This is a genomic window from Halomonas sp. AOP25-F1-15 (assembly GCF_052378675.1).
In the GTDB taxonomy this organism is placed as follows: domain Bacteria; phylum Pseudomonadota; class Gammaproteobacteria; order Pseudomonadales; family Halomonadaceae; genus Vreelandella; species Vreelandella casei.
Genome location: NZ_JBQSXV010000002.1, coordinates 110,846 through 132,796, shown reverse-complemented (window position 1 = coordinate 132,796; position 21,951 = coordinate 110,846). Strand labels below are relative to the sequence as shown.

Sequence of the window (21,951 nt, the reverse complement as noted above, 5' to 3'; positions counted from 1 at the left end):
GAGTTTAGTAGGTACGAACCTTCGGTTCGAACGTATCAACAGTTTTCGGCTTGAAGTTAACGTCGCGCTGCTTCATTTGCTTAGTCAGCGGGAAGTAAAGCGAGTGCTTCAGCCAGTTGACATCATCACGGTCTGGATAGTCATAGCGCGAGTGGGCGCCACGGCTTTCTTTACGCTCAAGGGCAGCGATCGCCGTCGCTTCTGCCACTTCCATTAAGTTATCAAGCTCCAGCGCTTCCACACGTGCAGTGTTGAAGGCATTGGACTTATCCGGCAGGTAGGCATTACCGATCCGTCCACGCAGCTGCGCTAGCTTCTCGACGCCTTCTAGCATGTTTTTCTCTTCGCGGAATACGCCGAAGGAGGTCTGCATGATTTCCTGAAGCTCAGCTTTTAGCTCAGGAATGCTTTCGCCGCCTTCCGACTCATTCCAGCGATTGATGCGCTTCATTGCCAACTCAACGTCAGACTCAGAGGCATCCAGGTAGTCGATCCCTTCGTTCAGTGCACCTTCGATGAACATACCCGCGGCACGGCCAAAGACCACCAAATCAAGCAGTGAGTTGCCGCCCAGACGGTTAGCACCGTGAACAGATACACACGCTGCCTCACCACAAGCGAATAGGCCGTTAACGATATGATCGTTACCGCTTTCGTCTTGTGTAATCGCCTGGCCATGAATGTTGGTGGGAATACCGCCCATCATATAGTGGCAGGTCGGTACGACCGGAATCGGGTCGGTAGCAGGATCGACATGAGCAAAGGTCTTAGAAAGCTCAACGATACCCGGCAAGCGCTTACCAAGAACGTCTTCGCCCAAGTGGTCAAGCTTCAAGAAGACGTGATCGCCCTTCTCACCACAGCCACGACCTTCCAAAATTTCCATGACCATCGAACGAGCAACCACGTCACGGCCGGCCAAATCTTTGGCGTTCGGTGCATAACGCTCCATAAAGCGCTCGCCGTCTTTATTGATCAGGTAGCCACCTTCACCACGACAACCTTCTGTGACCAGCGTACCCGCGCCGTAAATACCGGTCGGGTGGAACTGCCACATTTCCATGTCTTGCATCGGAAAACCGGCGCGCATTGCCATGCCAATGCCATCACCCGTATTGATCAAGGCATTGGTCGTGGAGGCGTAAATACGGCCCGCACCACCGGTCGCCAGTACGGTGGCTTTCGATTTAACGTGAACCACTTCACCGGTTTCGATGCACATAGCGATGCAGCCAACCACATCACCGTCAGCATTTTTAACCAAATCTACCGCGTACCACTCATTGAGGAACACTGTGTTGTTCTTCAAGTTGTTCTGATACAGGGTGTGCAACAACGCGTGGCCGGTACGGTCAGCCGCGGCACAGGTGCGTGCAGCCTGGCCACCTTCACCAAAGTTTTTAGACTGGCCGCCAAACGGACGCTGATAAATGCGGCCGTTATCTAAGCGCGAGAACGGCAGCCCCATGTGCTCAAGCTCAAACACCGCCTTCGGGCCTTCGGAACACATATATTCAGCCGCGTCTTGGTCAGCAATATAGTCGCCGCCTTTAACGGTATCGTACATGTGCCAGCGCCAATCATCGTTCGGATCATCAGATGCAATCGCGCAAGTAATGCCGCCCTGGGCAGAAACGGTGTGAGAGCGCGTCGGGAAAACTTTTGATAACACGGCCGTCTTTTTGCCGGACTTCGCAAGCTCTAGAGCGGCTCGCAGGCCAGCGCCACCGCCACCAATAATAATGGCGTCAAACGTCAGGCTACGCAGATTAGACATGTATCAAGCTCCCCACAGAATTTGAATGCCCCACACCAAATACACGAAAATACCCAAAATAATGACAGCTTGGGCACCCATGCGCAGGCAAGTAGACTTAAGATAGTCAGTGGTTACGGTCCACAGGCCGATCCAGGCGTGTGCCGCGATGGCGATAAAGGCCAATAGCGAGAAAATTCGCATCCACGTTTGGTTGAACAGGCCGCTCCATGCGTAATAATCAAGGTTCGGATTAAACAGCAAGAAGCCGACGATAAAGACCGTATAAAGAGCCAGAATCACCGCGGATACGCGCTGCATCAGCCAGTCAGAAAGCCCACTACGGCCAAAGCTAGTGATGTTAGTTACCATACCCAAACTCCTGCCAAAATAATCAGAACGGCACTGACCACGACGGTGATCTGGGCCTTTTTCACGCCACCCTCAAGGGTCACACCAATGTCGGCATCCATCAGCAGGTGTTTAATACCGGCGACAAAATGGAATGCCAAGGCGGACAACAGCCCCCAAGCAATGAACTTAGCCAAGAAATTATTGGCTAACGCATTGCTAACGGCGTCAAAACCCGCCGGAGATGACAATGACTTACCTAGCGCCCAAAAAGCGAAAATCAGGCCAACGAACAGGATGACACCCGTGATGCGGTGTGTGATCGACGTCAATGCCGGTAGTGGGAAATGTATTGTAGATAGATCTAGGTTTACGGGTCGTTTGCTATTCACGGCTTTATACACACTCTCTTGGCCCGCTCTGCGACAGGTCGGGCATGGCCCGAGCGGGCAGTGGTTGCTGGAAGGGGCTCGGCCGTTGCCAAGTCGGGCACGACCACCTACCTGCCGGTCGCGCGCCGTGGATTATAAGAACCTTCGCCCTCGCTTACAAACCGAACTCAGGCATAAGTCGACTCTGTAGGAAAAAAATCCGTTTAGACCGAGTCGATTTTGCGCTGCAGCATGGTTATAGTGTCCATAGATTAGCAGATTGATAAGCTTGTTAACGTACTATGATAATCTATTCGTGATTTTTGACGCCTTCACATATTGTAGGCTTTTTTCAATCTTATACAAAAACCATTCACAACAATTATATCTGCACAGCTTACGCCTAGCGCATCGGATAATTGACAAAATGTCGCACACTTCTATAGTGGGCAGGCCTTTTCGCCGGCGCGGCATGCGCAGCAATGACTTTACGTCCCAACCCGAATTCGAAAGGAGGCCTGCATGGCTGACAGGAAAGCGACACTGACGGTAGACGGCATCGACAAACCGATCGAGCTACCTATGTACTCCGGCACACTTGGCCCCGACGTCATCGACGTACGTGAGCTCGGTGCTGAAGGCCTGTTCACCTACGACCCCGGCTTTATGGCCACCTCTTCCTGCCAGTCTGCCATTACCTATATTGATGGTGGTCAGGGCGTACTGCTGCATCGCGGCTACCCCATTGATCAACTGGCCAAAGAATCCAATTTTGTTGAGCTTAGCTACACCCTGCTATTTGGCGAGCTGCCCAGTGAAGAGCAGTACGCAGATTTTGAATCACGTATTCGCAATCACACCATGGTTCATGACCAGATTAATAACTTCTTCAAAGGGTTTCGCCGTGACGCGCACCCGATGTCTATTATGTGCGGCGTTGTAGGCGGCTTAGCGGCCTTCTACCATGACCATATGGACATCACTCAGCAAGAAGACCGCGAGATTAGTGCCATCCGTCTCATTGCGAAAATGCCGACGCTGGCGGCCATGTCACACAAGTATAACGTTGGCCAACCGTTCAACTATCCGCGCAATGACCTGAGCTATGCAGAGAACTTCCTCTACATGATGTTCAGCAACCCGTGCGAAGAGTACAAGATCAATCCGGTATACGCGAAAGCCATGGACCGCATCTTCATGCTGCATGCGGACCACGAGCAAAATGCCTCTACCTCGACAGTACGCCTTGCAGGCTCCACAGGCGCCAACCCGTTCGCCTGCATTAGCGCCGGCATCGCTGCACTGTGGGGCCCTGCTCACGGCGGTGCCAACGAAGCCGTACTAGCAATGCTTGACGAAATTGGTGACGATTCCGAAGAGAATATCCAGCGCTTTGTTGATAAGGCCAAGGATAAAGAAGACCCCTTCAAGCTAATGGGCTTCGGTCACCGCGTTTATCGCAACTTCGATCCGCGCGCCAAGGTGATGAAAGAAACCTGTGACGAGGTACTCGCCGAGCTAGGCATGGCTGACGACCCACAGCTCAAAATCGCCAAGCGCCTGGAACAGATCGCCCTGGAAGATGAATACTTCATTGAGCGCAAGCTGTATCCGAACGTTGATTTCTATTCCGGCATCATTTTGAAAGCGATGGGCATTCCAACCAATATGTTTACCGTGATTTTTGCGGTATCCCGCACCGTTGGCTGGATCTCACACTGGCACGAGATGCTGAGTGAAAGCTACAAAATCGGTCGTCCGCGCCAACTGTATATCGGCCACGATAAGCGTGACTACCCAACGAAATAAGCCAGCAAAAATAAATCGACCTCTGCTAGGTTGATAGCAATGCGAAAAAGGCCACCTACGGGTGGCCTTTTTCGCATGAGCTGATCCCACCACCCGACATTCAAGCCCTTCTTTTCACCAGAGGCTATGCAGGATAAATCGCTACCGGCTGCACGCCTTTAACACGATCGCCTCTTAGAGCCCGCCTTTCGCCCGTTAACGCAACAGCCATTGCGACTCCTAAGCAGCATAGCCCATCATCTTTTTCAGCCAGCGGCATTAGACTATTGGGCCACGCGATTAAGGCACTTTTAAGCATCAATAGCGCTTGACTTTTGAGGGCTAGCATCCAGAAAAATGTTTTCCACACTATCTGTGGATAACCCTGTTCACAACCACTACAAAACGTCCCGAAATCGCCATGAACAGTGGGCCAACCTTAAATTGGTCATTTTTTGACCTATGGTAAGTTGTTGTTTTTTAACATTTTAAAGTTATGTTCAAGTTTTTTGCGTCAACAACAACGAGTTGTGCACAACTTTTAGAAGGGATCAGAAAAAGTGGACAAGTCAAGCATAAAATCGTCTAAAAAAGATCGATTTGTAGCTTTTTTGTGAACGACAGAGATGCCAAAAACCAGCAGATGAGGAGACTCATTGCTAGAAAAAACAAACAGGAATCAGGGGATATCGATTTGATGGCGTCCCATAGGGGGTTCGAACCCCTGTTACCGCCGTGAAAGGGCGGTGTCCTAGACCACTAGACGAATGGGACATTACTACGTGAATTCACGAATCAAGATGGTGGAGCCTAGCGGGATCGAACCGCTGACCTCAACACTGCCAGTGTTGCGCTCTCCCAGCTGAGCTAAGGCCCCACATGTCGCGAAGACGGAGCGTATAATACTGATTATGATCATCTTGGTCAACAGCGAAAACGTCTATTTAGTTCTGACAAGATCAGTGACAAAAACAGGCGCTTTCGCCATGGCTATCTTAATGAGTTGTTACGCAATATCACGAAACTCTTTTTCAAAACGCTTGGCCTGCTTTTTCGAAACGCCGCCTAGCACGTCAATGGCACCACGCAAGCGGGCTCGAGTAATGTCAGAGCCGAGAATCGCCATCGCATCCATCACCGAGGTACTGGAAGTACTGCCAGTGATAGCAATAAATACCGGCGCGAGGAACACCTTCATTTTCAACTCAAAATGCTCGGCCAGCGTTTTTACCTCGTCAAGCAACGCCTCTTTATCCCATGCTGAAACGCCCTCAAAGCGCCAAACAAGGAACTGAAGCAGCTTAACCAGCTCTTCTTCATCAAGCTTCACGCTATCAAATGAATGCTTTGTTAACGCTGGCTGGCCTGCAAAGAAATGACCGGCGAGCGGCATTACTTCGGAAAGCGTTTCGACCCGGGGCCGCAACTGAGGCAGGATTTGCTTCACGTACGCTTCGTTGAAGGCCCATTCGCGCAGCGCTTTCAACAATGCATCGTCATCCAAGTCTTCACGGATATAAACACCGTTCAGCCACGTCAATTTTTCTAAATCAAAGACCGGGCCACCCAGCGACACACGCGTCACATCGAAATCAGCGATCATTTCTGACAAGCTAAATTTTTCACGCTCGTCAGGCATTGACCATCCCATACGACCTAAATAATTGGTAACGGCCTGGGGCAAAAAGCCCATACGGCGATAATAATTAATCGACGTCGGATTTTTACGTTTAGAAAGCTTAGATTTATCAGGGTTGCGTAGCAGCGGCATATGACACAGCACCGGCATTTCCCAATCAAAATACTCATACAGCAACTGATGCTTAGGTGCGGAATTAATCCACTCCTCACCGCGCAGTACGTGAGTAATGCCCATCAAATGGTCGTCGACAACGTTAGCCAAATGATAGGTCGGCATGCCATCTGACTTAAGCAGTATCTGTGCATCGACCTGGGCCCAATCCACTTCAATAGTGCCACGCAGCATGTCATTGACGACGCAAACACCTTCAGCAGGCACGTTCATACGCACCACAAAAGGCCAGTTCTCTTGCCGGCGGCGCGCTAGCTCACTCTCATCGAGCGCTAAGTCAGCGGATTTCAATGCCAAGTGCATACCCGCCGCTTTGCGTGCCTCACGCAGGTCATCTAACTCTTCACTGGTGCGGTAGCACTTAAACGCATGCCCCGCGTCTAAGAGCTGCTGAACATGCTGCGCGTAAATTTCGCCACGCTCGCTCTGCCGATACGGGCCATGAGGGCCACCGACATCAGGGCCTTCGTCCCATTCAAGGCCCAGCCAGTGCAAAGAGTCGAGAATCATCTGCTCCGACTCAGGCGTGGAGCGCACTTGATCCGTGTCTTCAATACGTAAAATAAATTGGCCGCCATGCTGACGCGCAAAACATAGATTAAAAAGCGCTATGTATGCCGTACCAACGTGTGGATCCCCGGTGGGAGAAGGTGCGATACGAGTACGTACGGTCATGAAAACGTCCTATGGCAAATATGCATGGCCATATTATACCCACCTTAGCCACAACCTACAGCGTCGCGCAGGGAACAATTGGCGTCCAAAAGCGTCATAAGGTGGGCTCAATGTTGCATGCCCCTTAATACGTGCTAAGTAAAGATCGATTAATACGGCACTGCAGCAACATCTTGAGTGAGCATCTCAAGAGTGAGTTAAGATATAACGCTTGGTTATAGTGCCACTATTCTTAGTGGATGGAACTCAACGAGCTTGTTAGCTCATTCAACAGGAAGATGAAATGGAATCGCTAGGCTCACGAATAAAGCAATTGCGGCTTCGAGCCAAGCTCAACAAAGCAGCGCTGGCACGCAAAGTTGGCGTGTCAGATGTCACCATTTCTTATTGGGAATCCGGGGCGATCAAACAGATCGGTCACGAACGCTTAGTTGCGCTTGCTGATGCCCTTGACTGTTCCCTGGCAACGCTCTTAGAAGGTGATAGTGCTCCTGAGCTTTTAACGTTGACGCATACCGGCCCACTCCCCTGGGAACAGGTACAAGCAACGAAAATAAGAGTCCCCAATCACCTGCCCATGACGATTGATTGGAAAGCACCGTGCGTTATGACCACGCCGGGTCCTGATACAGATTTTTCACCGGCCACCCCGGGTGATTTACTGTTGCTTGGCCCAACGCATGTATTCCACAAAGCGGGGCATTACGTTGTACAGCGCGACGATCGTTTCGTGATCGAGCACTTCGCCAAGGCTCCAAGCGATACTGCCATCCACGCAGTACTGTTAGCCCACTGGCATCCTGCCTAAAGCGTCTACCTCCCCGGACTCTCTAGCACCTCCACCTGGTCACGCGTGCGTCTTGGTTCACTCCCTACCAAAAAGCGCCGTGAGTAGGTGGCCACTTGGCCCAGCCCATGGCGGGATTGACTGACAAGCTCTCCCGCCAGGTGCTGGCCATTGTGACCAATGACTGCTTGTACCGCGACGGGTTGAACACTGCCCTCTGAAACATCAACACGCACGTCGTAACCACCATCGGGTAATCCGCTACCTGAACCAAATGGCCCCGCTGAAAATAGCCCGCCTTCTACCTGGGTGCGTGCTTGCCAGCGCACTCGGCTGATCTCACGTTCGACAATAATTCGTACCTGAGTACCGTCAGGCAAATTGCTTTCACCCTCGACCATTAAGCGCCGATCGGTGCGCAGCGATACATGTGTAGATAGCTCGACAATAAGCGGCGCAACGTCTTCTTCTACCGCGGATGACTCAGGGGGTGCTTGCTCAGGCTGCGCAGTCGCTACCGTGTCACTGGCCGGCGGCTCAGTTTCTCCACAGCCAGCCAGTAGCGCAGCAGACACGATCAATACGCCAGCGCGATTTATTATATTGCCCATACGAACTCCCAAAACGTTACCTAGCCTGCAGCTTACCACTGCATAGCGGCCGCCACAGCGGAATACGCCTTTTTGAATCCGCGGCACGCTCTACTTCCGGTACAATGTGCTTATCGTGCTAACAAGACACTTTCAGGAGCAGCAGCTTTGGATATCATTTGGTGGGTGGCATATGTGGCTTTGGGCGGTTTTGTTGGCCTCATGGCGGGCTTATTAGGCATCGGTGGCGGCGGCATTATGGTGCCGATTCTCACCTCGTTATTCGTGCTTCAAGGCGTGCCTCATGAGCACCTTGCCCACTTAGCCCTAGGCACCGCTATGGCGGCTATTATCCCAGCCTCCACCGCAAGCTTACTTTCCCACCATCGGCACGGGGCGGTTCGATGGGATATCGTGCGTTTTATTACCCCAGGCATATTAGCGGGTACTTTTTTTGCAACCTTTGTTGCCGCACTTATTCCTACTCGCAGCCTGGCGATTTTTTTCGCCTGCTTTATGGTATTGATGTCGATTCAAATGCTGATAAACGTTAAGCCTAAACCCAGCCGCAGCCTGCCTAGCCCCGTTGGCGTAAGCGGAGTGGGGTTAGGTATCGGCGGCATTTCGGCGCTGGTCGCCATCGGCGGCGGCTCGCTGACGGTCCCCTTCCTCACCTGGTGCAACGTCACGCTTCCCCGCGCCATAGGTACCTCGGCAGCCGTAGGCTTACCCATCGCGCTGGCGGGTGCTCTTGGCTACATCATCAATGGCTGGGGCGTTTCGGGCCTACCCGACGCAACGCTAGGCTTTGTTTATCTGCCCGCCTTTCTATTAATGGCGCCCTTCAGCATCCTCATGGCACCTATCGGCGCAAAGCTCGCCCACAAGCTGCCCGTGGCGCTACTCAAACGAGTATTCGCCTTCCTGCTGATGGGGCTGGCCCTGCAGATGGTATATGCGGTGTTTACGGCTTAATGCACATAATGCGACGTTTAGTACAGATGCCTACACTAACCACTAGCTCACTCAAGCAGAGGAAGAACTTACCGGCATCGTTTTTTTGTTATTAGCGTGTCTAAAAAGCGATGTCATGCTTCTCCAGGGTTTGATATTGGCCCGCCTCAATTCGCAGTACCAGATAACCATAGCCGCCCACATCAACATTCTCCATGGTCAGCACTTCACGACAAAGCAGTCGAATCACACCATCATGGGTCACCAGTAGGTTAGCATGATGGAACTGTTCCTCGGTTCGAAATGTCCATCAAACATAACCAACCTTAGAATTTTCAATATGATCGGAGAACTATATGGCTATGCGCATTAAATCTATCGCAACCACAGGATTAGTAAGCATACTTCTAGCGGGCCAAGCATACGCTTTCGATATCAATAGCGTAACTGATCGCGCAAGCAATATGGCTTCCAGCGGAGGCAGCAGCAACCTATTAAGTTCACTTTCAAGTGGCTCGTTCAATTTCGCTAATCTTGAGAACCTCACCGGCGTTTTAAACTATTGTCAGGAAAACGGGTATTTAGGTAGTAATGCAGATATCGCCAAAAGTCAGGTTATGTCACGTCTAGGTCTTGAATCTGAGCCGGAAGAAAACCAAAGCTACCAAGAGGGCCTGTCTGGTATGCTTCAAGGCGACGGTGAGTCCTTCAACTTAAGCGCCTTAGGCGACCAAGTCGGCGAACGCGCCTGCGGCATGGCAGCAGACCAAGCAATGTCGTTTGCTGGTGGATAACCCACCTCAACGACAAATACTTTGTTCTACAAGATAATGCGTAAAGCGGGCTTGCCGAAAAACAGCAAGCCCAATACCCTTTGAAGATCAATTAGCCCTCCTCAACACCCTAGATTAACGGTATCCCTTGCTCTGTGCTGGGCACCCTTTCTTACGTACAATGGCGCGTATACAAAGCGCCATTGCTGAAAAGATCTCAAAATGTACCCAGTTTTTTTGGGACCTCGCCCAGTATCCTTACTTGGTACACTGTAGACACACCCAATGCGTTAATTACGGCTTAAAGAGGCAATAATGCTGCATTCCGTGCGGCCAAAGCATTACTAAATGACTAATTTAATTAAAGAAAATAGTGCAGATCGGGGCCGGCTTTTTTCTGTGGCCCCCATGATGGATTGGACGACCCGCGACTACAGAGCATTTGCCCGCACACTAACCAAGCGTGCGCTGCTGTATACCGAGATGGTCACGACTGGTGCGATTTTGCACGGGACGCCCCGTGAGCGCTTCTTAGGCTATAACGAGGTGGAGCACCCGCTTGCGCTGCAGCTAGGCGGCAGCGATGCCGGTGAGCTGGCGGAGTGCACGGCGATTGCTGAGGCGTGGGGTTATGATGAGGTGAACCTGAACGTGGGTTGCCCAAGCGATCGCGTGCAGAACAACATGATTGGCGCGTGCTTGATGGGCTACCCCGAAAAGGTAGCGGACGCCGTGCGGGCAATGCAGGCGGCGGTGTCTATTCCTGTCACGGTGAAGTGCCGTATTGGCATTGATGATCAGGATGAAGACGCAGATCTTGAGCGGTTTATTGCGATTGTCGCTGACGCTGGCTGCGAGGTATTTACCGTTCACGCCCGTAAGGCGTGGCTACAAGGTTTATCACCTAAGCAGAACCGTGATATACCGCCGCTTAACTACCCCCGAGTTCATCGTTTAAAGCAGAGCCGCCCTGAACTGCATATCGGTATTAACGGCGGGATTAAAACACTCGCCGAATGCCAAGAGCAGCTCACCCTTGTGGACAGCGTTATGGTGGGCCGCGAGGCGTATCAAAACCCATGGCTACTGGCCGGTGTTGATGAGCAGCTGTTTGGTGAGAAAGGCCCGGCGGAGAGCCGCTTGGATGCCGCGAACGCTTTCCGGCCTTATATTCAGCAGCGCTTAGACGAAGGCGCCAAGCTGAATCATATTACCCGCCACCTGCTGGGCCTGTTTCAAGGTTGCCCAGGCGGAAGGCGGTTTCGGCGTCATTTGTCAGAACACGCACATAAAGAAGGCGCAGGATTGCGCCTATTTGATGAAGCATTAAGCTTAGTGCGTGAGCCAGAGACCGAAGACACCCAGCCCGCCCCCATGCCTGTTTAGCGACCAACGTTCAGGCGGCGGGCCGAGTATTTACAGCATTACGGCTGGCCGCCTTTCACGCCTTTAGCGATGCGATCACCTACGTCTTGGTCGATATTGCGCCAATACTCAAACGCACGCTCAAGCACTGGCTCGCTGACGCCGCCTGAAAGATGCCCAACGACGTTGGACACTAAACGATCACGCGCGGCATCATCCATTACATCGCGAACTAACGTACCGGGCTGACCCCAGTCATCATCGTCTTTGCGCAGGGTATAAGCTGCACGTACCAACTCACCGCTGGTGGCCCATACGGCATCTTCTGGAAAACGCTCAACATCGGCTTTAGGGCCACCTTTGCTGTTCGGCGCATAGACAGGGTCTGTCGCGTGATGCATACGCATGGCACCACCCTGGGTATAGCTATTGACTGGGCTTATGGGCATATTGACGGGGATATGCTTGTAGTTAACGCCCAAACGCGCCCGATGTGCATCGGCATACGAGATAGAACGCGCCAGCAACATCTTGTCGGGTGAAAGGCCGGTGCCCGGCACCATGTTGTTAGGCTCGAACGCGGCCTGATTGATTTGGGTATGGAAGTCGGTGGGGTTTTGGTTAAGGGTTAACTTACCCACTTCCATCAATGGATAGTCGTCGTGGGGCCACACCTTGGTGAGATCAAAGGGGTTATAGCGATAGGTTTTGGCATCCTCAAAGGGCATGATCTGCATTTGCAGTGTCCAGGTGGGGTGCTCGCCACGTTGAATGGCTTCAAATAGATCACGGCGATGATAGTCGGCGTCGGTGCCGGCCATTTTATCCGCTTGTTCCTGGGTCATGCACTTGATGCCCTGGTCGGTTTTGAAGTGATACTTCACCCAGAACCGCTCACTTTCATTATTAACCCACATATAGGTATGGCTAGAATAGCCATTCATATGCCGCCATGTCGCAGGCACGCCACGGTCTCCCATTAACCAAGCTACCTGGTGAGCCGATTCAGGTGACAACGTCCAAAAATCCCACTGCATATCATGGTCACGCAGGCCGTTATCGGCGCGACGTTTTTGTGAGTGAATGAAGTGCTGAAACTTCATGGGATCACGCACAAAAAACACGGGGGTGTTATTACCCACCATGTCGAAATTGCCTTCCTCGGTATAAAACTTCACCGAAAAACCGCGTGGATCACGCCATGTATCAGGGCTACCGCTTTCACCTGCTACCGTCGAAAAGCGGATCAGCACATCGGTTTTAGTGCCTTTCTGCAGAAACTTGGCTTTGGTGTATTTGCTAACATCGTGGGTGACTTCAAAATGCCCAAAGGCACCACTGCCCTTGGCATGCGGCTGACGGTCAGGGATCATTTCACGGTTAAACGCCGCCATTTGCTCCATCAGGGCGTGGTCGTGCATCACAATAGGGCCATCTTGCCCGACTGAGAGCGAATGTTCGTCACTGCTAACCGGTATGCCCGCATCCGTTGTGGTGTGCTTAGGTTTATCGCTCGTCATCGCTTTTCCTCCATGTCACGGTAGACGTGGCGTTTGACCGCCACTCGTTCGAGTACGATGAAAGCTTGGCTATTAATTTTCATTGTTATCAATGTAGCCGCTAACAAAGCCCACCCTTAGGTATAGCCAATCAGCCGCCAACTTTCCATGTATGGCGGCTATCACTTCTCTATCAAACCAATAGCTTTTATGTATAGGCAGCTAAAAAGAAAAAGAATCCGTGGGCGGCACCAAGCTTGAGTTAAAGCTTTCGATGGCCGTTTCAGCCTCCTCAATTTCATCGAAACGGGCAATATGAAATAGCGCTTCACCTTCGTTAGCCAGCGGCAAGCGGCTCATCCCAATCACAATTCCATCTGCCACCGCGCGTACTTCGCCCTCTTCATTGCCAAAAGGGTCGGCCACTTTGCCCAGCACCTCACCTTTGGCAACGCGCGCGCCTAGGCGCACCTTGGGGCGCAAAATACCGTCGATAGGCGCCCTTGCCCAGCTTGAGCCGTTGGCCAGTTCAGCAGGCGCTGGCGTGCGGCGGCGCTGCTCACCGGCCAACATGCCTAAACGCCGCATAACGCGCAGTACACCGCGGGCACCGGGTGCAATCGCCCACTCATCAAAGCGCAGCGCTTCACCGGCTTCATAGGTTAATACTGGAATACCACGGCTCTGCGCGTAGTGGCGTAGGCTACCTTCGCGCAGCTCAGCGTTAAGCACCACGGGAGCGCCAAAAGCATCTGCCATGCGCTCGGTTTCACTGCCTGGGCGCAGCTGTGCACGAATTTGCGGCAGGTTCGTACGGTGAATCGCCCCGGTATGCAGATCAATAATATGCGTGGCGTGATCAACAATTTGTTCGCGAAATAAAGCGGCAATCCGAGCACCTAACGAGCCTGACTCACTGCCCGGAAAGCAGCGGTTAAGATCACGCCGATCAGGCAAATAGCGCGTTTGCTGTAAGAAACCAAATACATTGACCACCGGCACTGCGATCAGTGTGCCACGAATGCCATTAATCGCTTTGGCGCGCAGTACCCGGCGAACAATTTCCACGCCGTTGATTTCGTCGCCATGAATACCACCGCAAACCAGCAAAACAGGGCCATCCTTGCGCCCGTGCACGACCTCCACAGGGATATGAAGCGGCGTATGGGTATATAAACGCGCGACTGGCACATCTATTTGTAAACGCTGGCCGGGCATAATGGTGTGCTCGCCCAGTTGAAAAGGTGCTCGCGGCATGCTTAAAGTCCTGTTTTAACGATGATGCTTCACGCTGTCTCAGTGAATACGGATCCATTCCATTGCCTTTTTATACGCCTGACGCTGCAAAATAACGAGCCTAACCCTTCTCTCTATGCGATAGCTGAATTATCCATACAGTTTTGAATGTAAATATCAGCCAGCTTAGGTTAAAATGTGACCATTACGTTTCGATCATAAGGTTGCGCGCCATGGCAAGAAAAACTAAAGCTGAAGCTGCTGCCACTCGGGAAGCACTGTTAGAGGCTGCCGAAGAGGTGTTTTTTGCCAAAGGCGTGGCACGCACATCACTAGAACAAATTGCTCGCCATGCAGGCCTTACTCGAGGCGCTGTTTATTGGCATTTTAAAAATAAGGGCGATTTGTTCATGGCGCTTGTCGAACAAGTCCGCATGCCCTTTCAATCGCTCATGGAAGAAGTGGAGAAAACCGAGGCGGGAAAATCGCCCCTTGAGTCCATCCGCTTAGCCTGCCATGCCGGCTTGGCTCGTATTGAACAGCCCTCATATCAACGCATACTGTCCATCTTGCTGCATCGCTGCGAGTTCTTCAGTGATATCAACCCGCTCGAAATGCAGGATAAAATTGGTAACGAGTGTTTCGATGAAATGCTGTCAGTGTTTGAAATCGCTCAACAGCAGCAGCTGTTGCGTGAAGACCTCTCGCCAGCCGTTGCCACGCGGCTGATGCAGTCAATGCTAGGTGGTCTCTTCCACGACTGGCTACGCAACCCCGGTGCTTATTCTATTCGGGAACGCGGTGGAGAAATGATCGACACTTCCATCCGCATGATGCAGCGCTAATTATTTAACGCCACTCTTAATGCAGCTGGTGACACTCAGCGTACCTAACTGCGGGCACGCCCCCATGCTAGACCGACCTGAACAGGTCATGCCCATTGAGCGCTTTTTAATACGGACTGCAAAGGCTGATGTAGTACCCAACAAGCAAACTCAAGCGACCAAGGTTAGCCCTACTATCACTCAGTGGCTAACCCAGCAGTGGCGGAAGTGGTGGCAATAGCTGAGCGACGCTTGTAGGCAATGCGCCCAGCTGTTTGCTATCAATGCGAAGTAGAGTACGGCGCCGAGTGGCGTTTTTTTCGGTTGAGCCGCAGCTTGTTCAAATGAACGCGTGTTTCTAGGTAGTCTTGCTCTGACACGCTCCGATAAGCGCCCTCTGAGGGCAGGTACTTCACCAGCACACGACGCTCGCCTTGAAGTGGCAACGCCCCCTCTTTGCTATGCAGCGTTACTGCGCTGTTCGGCTCATTATCAATCACTGCAAATGCCAACTCACCGCGGCCTTGGCGCTCAGTCACCACCACGGTTTCTCCCAACAAGCACCGGCGAGTAAACGGACGATAGCGGTGCAACCCACGGTGTAGCGCGTGGCAAATCGATGCGGCGATAGGGGAAGCAGCGACCATTGACAACCACAACACCAGTACGCCCACCGGAATACGTATTAAGCCAAGTGGCAGCCAGCGCAAGACTAATAGCTCTATCGTCAACGTGAGCGCCGCTGAAATAGCCAAAATAACGCTCAATGCCAGTATGGCAGGCACACCGGCAAAGCCTAGCGAGACCAGCGTGCTGGCGAGGTGGTCTTCTTTTAAGCTATCACGTTCAAATAAATCTAGCGGGGCTACTCGAATCAGCACTAATAGCCAGTAGAACGCCAGTAACCCGAGTAAGACAACGAGCACAATGCTCGGAAATTGCATGGCAGCGTGCAGTACATGTTCCATAGTGGCGCTCCTCCGATACTTAGCCGGCGATGTATTATTATTTAAAGCTTAGTCTACATTAGCTTTTTAGTACCACTTTTCAGGCTATTTTCGTCAGATAAAAAAACGGGCATCACCCGAAAGTGACGCCCGTTTATTGCTTACCCATCGTTCAGGGGGCTAATTAGTCTTGATTGTGCTCAAGCGCTGGCTTGGAGGGTTCGTGCTTATGCCCTCGCGTCTTACGGCCTAGCCAATCCGACGCTGTCGCAATCATGGCGTAAAAGCTCGGAATAAACAGGCTGCCCAGCGTTGCGACAGAAAGCATACCCATTGCAACCGTGGTACCAATGTGGTGACTGCTCACATCGCTGGCGCCGGTGGCTAGCGCCAGCGGCAGAGTACCAAAGATGAACGCTAGCGAGGTCATAACAATCGGGCGGAAACGCAGTTCTGCCGCAATAATCGCCGCTTCGCGGATTGATTTACCATGCTCTTTACGCTGAAGTTCAGCGAACTCGACGATCAAGATAGCGTTCTTCGCCGCCAGCCCTATGACCACCAGCATGCCTATTTGCACATACACGCTGGTGTCTAGGCCACGCAGTACAATGCCCCCGATACTGCCAAGGAAAGCAAAAGGCGTCGCCGTTAGTACCGCCAGCGGCAGTGACCAGCTTTCATACTGGGCCGCGAGTATCAAGAACACCATCAGCATACCAAACACGATCGCCATAGTAGCCGCATTACCTAGATTGGCCTCCTGATAAGCAGTACCGGTCCAGCCCATCCCCCAGTTAGTGCCTAGCGTCTCTTGTACGATTGAATCCATCGCTTCAATCGCTTGAGCAGAACTGTAGCCGGGCGCAGGATTACCCTGGAACTGGGCGCCTGCATAAACACCGAAGCGAGATACCACGGCAGCCCCCGTTTGGCGCTCAAGTTCGACGAATTCGGAAAGCGGTATACGCTCGCCGTTACCGCCGCGCACATACACGCTGCTAACGTCATCTGGCGTCTTACGGAAGTCATCTTCGTTTTGCAGGTACACCTGGAAATTACGGTTTTGATAGCTAAAGTAGTTCACAAAACCGTTACCAAACGTATTGCCTAGTGCTGAGTTAATATCCCCCAGTGACACGCCGTAACTCAAGGCCTTCTGCTGATCAATGTTCGCGCGGTACGAAGGCACGTTAACGTTGAACGTTGAAAACACTTGGTTTAAAGCAGGATGTTCATTGGCCTTCTGCATAATTTGCAGCGATGCATCATACAACTCCCGCGTTGATGCACCATCAAACGACTGCAGGTAACCGGTAAAACCGCCGGTCGTCGAGAGACCCATAATCGGCGGCACGTTAAACGCCATGGCAGAGCCACCGTCAATACTCGCCCCCAGCTGCATGATTTGCCCGACAAGGCCACTGGCCGTCAGATCACGCTCAGACCAAGTGCTCATGTTGACGAAAATGATCCCTCGAGCCGTATTCACTGCGCTCGACAGAATGTCGTAACCCGCAATAGCTGAGGAATACTCAACGCCCGGAATCGCTTCAATTTCAGCACTGAGCTTTTCCATGTAACGCTGGGTACGATCAAGCGACGCGGCATCCGGCAGCGACACGCTCACCAACACGATACCCTGATCGGTTTCTGGCACCAGCGTTGAAGGCGTATTGGCGTAAAGCCAGTAAGAGCCAACGCCGACCAGCACCGTGAGCGCTAATGCCAACACCCATAGACGCACCAAACCTTTCACCACCCACATGTAAGCGGCAGTGATACCGGCGAACATGCGATCAAACAGGCGCAAAGGCGTATTCAAGGCACGTTTAAATTTAGACTCACCCGCCCCTGCGATTTTGTGCTTGATAAAGATCGCAGAGAGCGCCGGCGTAAAGGTCAGCGCCATGACTGCCGATAGCGCGACGGAAATGGCCACGGTAATCGCAAACTGCTGATAAATCTGCCCGGTAAATCCGCCCAGGAAAGCAACGGGGATAAACACGGCAGCCATAATCAGCGATGTCGCAATGACCGGCCCTCCGACCTCTCTCATTGCTCGGATGGTAGCATCGCGAACGCTTATATCTTCTTCTTCACTGAGTACACGTTCGACGTTTTCAACCACCAAGATGGCGTCATCAACCACGATACCTATCGATAGCACCAGCGCGAACAGCGTCAGTAGATTGATTGAGAAACCAAGTAGATAGAAACCGGCAAAAGTACCTACCACGGCGACCGGCACCACCGACATCGCAATCACGGTAAAGCGCCAGTTCTGTAAGAATATAAACAGAATGACGATAACGATCAGAAAGGCTTCAATAAACGTGTGTAGAACCGTCTCGACCGAGGCATCAATAAACAACGTAGTGTCATAAGGCGCGACATACTCAAGCCCTGGTGGGAAACGGCTCTCGAGCTCATCCATAGTGGTGCGCACACCATTAGCTGTCGCTAATGCATTGGCTCCAGGCTGCTGGTTGATGATAATCGGCGTCATCGTAGAGCCGTTCAGGCGCGCGTCAATACCGTAGAAAGACGCCCCGAGTTCGATACGTGCCACGTCTTCCAAGCGCAGTGACGAACCATCGCTATTGGTGCGCAAGTAAATATTGCGGAAGTCGTCCACATTATTCAGTCGGCCGCCTGCGGTAATCGTATACGTATAAGCACGCGGCTCGCCTTGGGGCGTGGATGCCAAGCTACCCGCTGGGATTTCTGTATTTTGCGACCTAATAGCGCTGGCCACTTCACTAGGCGTCATGTCGTACTGAGCCAGCTTGTCTGGGTCCATCCAAATACGCATGGCAAACTCACCGCCACCCAGCACTTCCGCATTACCCACACCCGGCACTTGGCGCAGTTCATCCAGAATATTGAGCGTGGCGTAGTTCTGCATATAGACGTTGTTGTAGTCCCCATTGGGTGAGGTCAACGCAATAAACATCAAAATAGAGTCTGAACGCAGCTCGACGGTAACGCCTTGCTGCTGCACGGCCTCGGGTAATTGCGACAGCGCACCCTGCACACGGTTATTGACGTTAATGGTATTAATGTCGCCATCGGTGCCGATATTGAACGCAATACTCAGGCTCATAATGCCGTTATCAGCGCTGTTTGAGGTCATGTACAGCATGTCCTCAACGCCGTTTATAGCCTCTGCTAGCGGTGCCGCGACCGTTTGGGCAACGGTTTCTGCGTCGGCACCAGGAAACTGCGCCTGCACCGACACGGTAGGCGGCACCACGCTAGGGTACTGCTCAATAGGCAGCACTCGCATGGACATAACGCCTACCAGCGTCACGATAATTGCCAGTACCGTGGCAAATATCGGGCGGCTGATGAAGAAGTTAGAGAAGTTCATTATTGCGCACCCTCTTCTCCTTCAGCGGGCTGTCCATCGGCAGCACCCGCTTCCATTGCTTGTGCTGCTTCAGCCTGCTCTTGTGCTTCTTGCTGCTCAACATCTTCAACAACGGCTGCCGCATCACCATCGAACGGCTGCGGGTCAATCGCCATACCCGGTGATAAACCGGCAGGATCACCGACAATCACTCGATCACCTGGCTCAACCCCTTCGCGAATCAGCTGCCACGGGCCTGCCACTTCACCTAAGGAGATCGTTTGTGCGCGAGCCTTGTTCTCGTCATCCAACACCAGTACCTGCGGGCCCATTAAGCCCTGAGTAACGGCAATTTCAGGCACGGCCATAACATCAAAGCGCTTTAAGCCCTCAATGCTAACGCGTACAAACTGACCTGGTAGTACGGTAGCCTCAGGATTCTCGAACGTGGCGGATGCTTGTACCGTGCTCGTACCGCTATCCACTCGCGAACCAAGAAAGTCTAAGTGCCCTTCAAGCTCAGAGTCAGTGCCACCGCTCACACCGGGAATGCTTAACCGGGCGCGGATATCAGAAGGATCACCGCCCTGGCTCAACTGCCGACGCAGCTCAAAAGCATCGCGCTGGGGCAGTTGAAAGCGCACCTCTAGCGGGTCCAGGGGTGTGATGGTGGCAAGCTCCGTGCCAGACGTCACCACATTGCCCACGTTGATCTGACTCAAGCCGATCATGCCCGAGACGGGCGCGGTCACCTGGGAATAGCCTAGGTCTAGATTGGCGCTGGTCAATACCGCTTCTGCTTGTGCCACGCTTGCCTGGGCAACGCGCTGGTCGGCTAACGCTTGGTCATACTGCTGACGACTCACCGAGTTTTGGCTCAGCAGTTGCTCAAAACGCTGGGCATCACGCTGAGCGCGAGACAGTTGAGCCTGCGCACTTTGTAAATCGGCTTCGCGCTGATTGACGGTGGCCTGATAAAGATCCGGCTCAATGGTATAAAGACGGTCGCCTTTTTCTACCATTTGCCCGGGTTCGAAATGACGCTCTTCCAGAGAACCATTCACTCGCGCGACGAGAGTGACTTCGTTATCGCTGCGTAACAGCGAAGGATACGATTTATTCAGCGCTATATCTTGACGAGCCATCTCTGCCACTGCCACTTTATGCGCAGGCGCCTCTTGCTGACTCTGCTCCGGGGCCTCAGCCTGTTCTTGACCACAGGCAGCAAGTGCCAGCGCGGCTACCAGCGTCACCAGACTCGCTCTGTTTGAGTGAATCATTTTCTTCATACGTTTCAATTCCCATGTATCTTTTTAAGATCGACTGATAGCAGGTTCGCGCCTAATTCACGTTCGACCTGGCGTTATTACCGGCCAGGCTGGGGCGGTGCACCAATGTCGAGTGCGCGCTGGTAGCGGTCATCACCGCCGCTTTCGGGCAAGGTAAAGTTCACTTCATCGCCCGTTAGCCAATTATTGAGGTCTTCAATGGCATCCACATCCAATAGCCCCGACTGCTGACGCAGCGAGAGCAAATTCACCACATAGCTGTAGCGAGATTCAGCATAATTAGCGATAGCGTTGTACAAGTTCTGCTCAGCATTCAGCACATCCACAATATTACGAGTGCCCACCTCATAGCCCGCGCGGGTTGCTTCTAGCGCGCTTTGGTTCGACACAATGGCCTGCTGACGCGCTTCAACCGTTTCTACATCATTACTGACTTGGGTATAGAGCGAGCGCACTTGCTGGATAGACATCCGACGCTGGGACTCGAAATCATACTGGCTGCTCTCCAGTTGGTAGGTCCCTTGGCGAATCCTGGCGCTCGTGCTGCCGCCGGTATAAAGAGGTAGGTTGGCACTCACCCCCACCTGGCTAGACGAATCGTAGCCGGTAGTGCCGTCAATATCGTTATCAGCGAATTGATAGTTACCAAACGCCTGAACAGTTGGCAAACGTCCAGCCCGGGCAATGTCCACACCACTGCGTGAAATTTCAATGCCTGCCTGCTGCGCTAATACTTGCGGGTTGCGCTCAATGGCTTGCTCTACCCAATAGTCGCGACTGCTGGGCTCAGGAAGCGCAATCGGCATACTGTCTCCCAGCGCGTCGATACTGGCATAGCGCTGGCCGGTAAGCTGCTCTAACGCTTCAAAAGCCACCTGCAGACTGCTTTCTGCGGCAATGCGATCCGCACGTGACTGATCGAATGTAGCGCGCGCCTCTTCTACTTCGGTAATCGCAATCAAGCCCACTTCGAACTGCTCACCGGCTTGCTCCAATTGACGCCCAATCGCCCGCTCTTGAGCAAAACGCGCCTCTAATACTTCGTAAGCGCGCAGAATTTCGAAATAGGCACTAGCCACATCAATCAACAGCTGTTGTTCAGTGGCTGCCAGCAGATAAACCTGCTGATCAATTTGTCGTTCGGCCTGAGTAAACTGTTGGCGAGTCACTTCATCAAATAGCGCCTGAGTGGCTTCAAGCTGAAGCGACACCGTGTTGTAACGGTCATCACTCGCACCGACGTTACCAAGCTGTGCCCCCCCCGATCCAACATCACCAGCGCCCGAACCTATTCCAGACCTTCCGTGGCTTTCGTACTGTTGGTTATGCGCCACATTACCCGTCGCATTAACTTGAGGTAACAGTGCACCCCGTGCAACGTCTCGGCCTGCTTCAACGCCCAGATACTCAGAGCGCGCCGAGGAAAGTGCTGCGTTATTATCTAACGCATCACGGGTAATCGTGATGAGATCAGCCGCCTGGACAGGCAGCACAAAAGAAGCGGTGAATACCGCTAACAGCAAGGGTCGTAAAGGGGCATTGACTGCCCAGTGTGCCAGTCGCATGGGTATTGCCTCTAAG

General features: G+C 52.6%; 19 protein-coding genes and 2 tRNA genes. 7 read left to right on the top strand and 14 right to left on the bottom strand.

Going from position 1 to position 21,951, the window contains the following annotated elements:
- Positions 1-4: 4 nt before the first annotated feature.
- From sdhA to sdhC, 3 genes are read right to left on the bottom strand one after another with little or no spacing between them, the layout of a single operon-like run.
- Positions 5-1,777, bottom strand: coding sequence for a succinate dehydrogenase flavoprotein subunit (gene sdhA, locus ACT3TF_RS03995; protein WP_427046949.1), 1,773 nt, complete (start codon positions 1,775-1,777; stop codon positions 5-7).
- Between the two features lie 3 nt (positions 1,778-1,780).
- Positions 1,781-2,128: a succinate dehydrogenase, hydrophobic membrane anchor protein gene (gene sdhD / locus ACT3TF_RS03990; protein WP_096281448.1), complete on the bottom strand. Its 348-nt coding sequence runs from the start codon at positions 2,126-2,128 to the stop codon at positions 1,781-1,783.
- Positions 2,122-2,499 carry a succinate dehydrogenase, cytochrome b556 subunit gene (sdhC, locus tag ACT3TF_RS03985; protein ID WP_217990287.1) on the bottom strand — a complete coding sequence of 126 codons (378 nt, stop codon included), beginning with the start codon at positions 2,497-2,499 and terminating at the stop codon, positions 2,122-2,124. The genes sdhD and sdhC overlap by 7 nt, the downstream gene beginning before the upstream one ends.
- 501 nt (positions 2,500-3,000) lie before the next feature.
- Between sdhC and gltA the strand changes: the two genes are divergently transcribed.
- Positions 3,001-4,287: a citrate synthase gene (gltA, locus tag ACT3TF_RS03980; RefSeq protein WP_096281452.1), complete on the top strand. Its 1,287-nt coding sequence runs from the start codon at positions 3,001-3,003 to the stop codon at positions 4,285-4,287.
- A gap of 677 nt (positions 4,288-4,964) precedes the next feature.
- On the opposite strand, the gene ACT3TF_RS03975 is transcribed toward gltA, so the two are convergent.
- The 3 genes from ACT3TF_RS03975 to gltX form a co-directional block, all read right to left on the bottom strand.
- Positions 4,965-5,040 (bottom strand) — tRNA-Glu (locus ACT3TF_RS03975).
- A 27-nt stretch (positions 5,041-5,067) separates the two neighbouring features.
- Positions 5,068-5,143 (bottom strand) — tRNA-Ala (locus tag ACT3TF_RS03970).
- 129 nt (positions 5,144-5,272) lie between these two features.
- On the bottom strand, positions 5,273-6,754 hold the full coding sequence (gltX, locus tag ACT3TF_RS03965; RefSeq protein ID WP_096281456.1) for a glutamate--tRNA ligase: 1,482 nt from the start codon (positions 6,752-6,754) through the stop codon (positions 5,273-5,275).
- 283 nt (positions 6,755-7,037) lie between these two features.
- Between gltX and ACT3TF_RS03960 the strand changes: the two genes are divergently transcribed.
- Positions 7,038-7,562 (top strand): helix-turn-helix domain-containing protein, encoded by a 525-nt coding sequence (locus tag ACT3TF_RS03960; protein ID WP_096281458.1) that lies wholly within the window; start codon positions 7,038-7,040, stop codon positions 7,560-7,562.
- Between the two features lie 5 nt (positions 7,563-7,567).
- On the opposite strand, the gene ACT3TF_RS03955 is transcribed toward ACT3TF_RS03960, so the two are convergent.
- Positions 7,568-8,152 (bottom strand): hypothetical protein, encoded by a 585-nt coding sequence (locus ACT3TF_RS03955; RefSeq protein WP_441684556.1) that lies wholly within the window; start codon positions 8,150-8,152, stop codon positions 7,568-7,570.
- A 147-nt stretch (positions 8,153-8,299) separates the two neighbouring features.
- Between ACT3TF_RS03955 and ACT3TF_RS03950 the strand changes: the two genes are divergently transcribed.
- On the top strand, positions 8,300-9,106 hold the full coding sequence (locus ACT3TF_RS03950) for a sulfite exporter TauE/SafE family protein (RefSeq protein WP_096281463.1): 807 nt from the start codon (positions 8,300-8,302) through the stop codon (positions 9,104-9,106).
- A gap of 100 nt (positions 9,107-9,206) precedes the next feature.
- Here the strand turns inward: ACT3TF_RS03950 and ACT3TF_RS03945 are convergent, their stop codons facing one another.
- On the bottom strand, positions 9,207-9,335 hold the full coding sequence (locus ACT3TF_RS03945) for a hypothetical protein (RefSeq protein WP_255249108.1): 129 nt from the start codon (positions 9,333-9,335) through the stop codon (positions 9,207-9,209).
- A gap of 106 nt (positions 9,336-9,441) precedes the next feature.
- Here ACT3TF_RS03945 and ACT3TF_RS03940 point away from each other — a divergent pair, with 106 nt between their 5' ends.
- On the top strand, positions 9,442-9,879 hold the full coding sequence (locus ACT3TF_RS03940) for a DUF2501 domain-containing protein (protein ID WP_441684560.1): 438 nt from the start codon (positions 9,442-9,444) through the stop codon (positions 9,877-9,879).
- A 327-nt stretch (positions 9,880-10,206) separates the two neighbouring features.
- On the top strand, positions 10,207-11,244 hold the full coding sequence (dusA, locus tag ACT3TF_RS03935; RefSeq protein WP_444671625.1) for a tRNA dihydrouridine(20/20a) synthase DusA: 1,038 nt from the start codon (positions 10,207-10,209) through the stop codon (positions 11,242-11,244).
- A 38-nt stretch (positions 11,245-11,282) separates the two neighbouring features.
- Here dusA and ACT3TF_RS03930 read toward each other — a convergent pair whose 3' ends face one another.
- Both ACT3TF_RS03930 and ACT3TF_RS03925 read right to left on the bottom strand, forming a co-directional pair.
- Complete coding sequence (locus ACT3TF_RS03930) at positions 11,283-12,743, bottom strand: catalase (RefSeq protein ID WP_096281469.1); 1,461 nt, start codon at positions 12,741-12,743, stop codon at positions 11,283-11,285.
- A gap of 201 nt (positions 12,744-12,944) precedes the next feature.
- The gene (locus ACT3TF_RS03925) at positions 12,945-13,979 is read right to left on the bottom strand and encodes a succinylglutamate desuccinylase/aspartoacylase family protein (RefSeq protein ID WP_444671624.1); all 1,035 of its coding nucleotides are present in this window, start codon (positions 13,977-13,979) and stop codon (positions 12,945-12,947) included.
- A 212-nt stretch (positions 13,980-14,191) separates the two neighbouring features.
- Between ACT3TF_RS03925 and ACT3TF_RS03920 the strand changes: the two genes are divergently transcribed.
- Together ACT3TF_RS03920 and ACT3TF_RS03915 are read left to right on the top strand one after the other, a co-directional pair.
- Positions 14,192-14,803 (top strand): TetR family transcriptional regulator, encoded by a 612-nt coding sequence (locus tag ACT3TF_RS03920; RefSeq protein WP_441684565.1) that lies wholly within the window; start codon positions 14,192-14,194, stop codon positions 14,801-14,803.
- A gap of 19 nt (positions 14,804-14,822) precedes the next feature.
- A complete protein-coding gene (locus ACT3TF_RS03915; protein WP_444671623.1) occupies positions 14,823-15,023 on the top strand; it encodes an alpha/beta fold hydrolase in 201 nt (66 codons plus the stop codon).
- Between the two features lie 40 nt (positions 15,024-15,063).
- On the opposite strand, the gene ACT3TF_RS03910 is transcribed toward ACT3TF_RS03915, so the two are convergent.
- From ACT3TF_RS03910 to ACT3TF_RS03895, 4 genes are all read right to left on the bottom strand, one after another.
- Positions 15,064-15,750, bottom strand: a complete 687-nt coding sequence (locus tag ACT3TF_RS03910) for a hypothetical protein (protein WP_441684568.1) — start codon at positions 15,748-15,750, stop codon at positions 15,064-15,066.
- 163 nt (positions 15,751-15,913) lie between these two features.
- Complete coding sequence (locus ACT3TF_RS03905) at positions 15,914-19,102, bottom strand: efflux RND transporter permease subunit (RefSeq protein WP_096281477.1); 3,189 nt, start codon at positions 19,100-19,102, stop codon at positions 15,914-15,916.
- On the bottom strand, positions 19,102-20,370 hold the full coding sequence (locus ACT3TF_RS03900; RefSeq protein WP_096281480.1) for an efflux RND transporter periplasmic adaptor subunit: 1,269 nt from the start codon (positions 20,368-20,370) through the stop codon (positions 19,102-19,104). Before ACT3TF_RS03900 ends, ACT3TF_RS03905 begins: the two co-directional genes overlap by 1 nt.
- Positions 20,371-20,447: 77 nt before the next feature.
- Positions 20,448-21,935: a TolC family outer membrane protein gene (locus ACT3TF_RS03895; RefSeq protein ID WP_096281482.1), complete on the bottom strand. Its 1,488-nt coding sequence runs from the start codon at positions 21,933-21,935 to the stop codon at positions 20,448-20,450.
- Between the last annotated feature and the right edge of the window lie 16 nt (positions 21,936-21,951).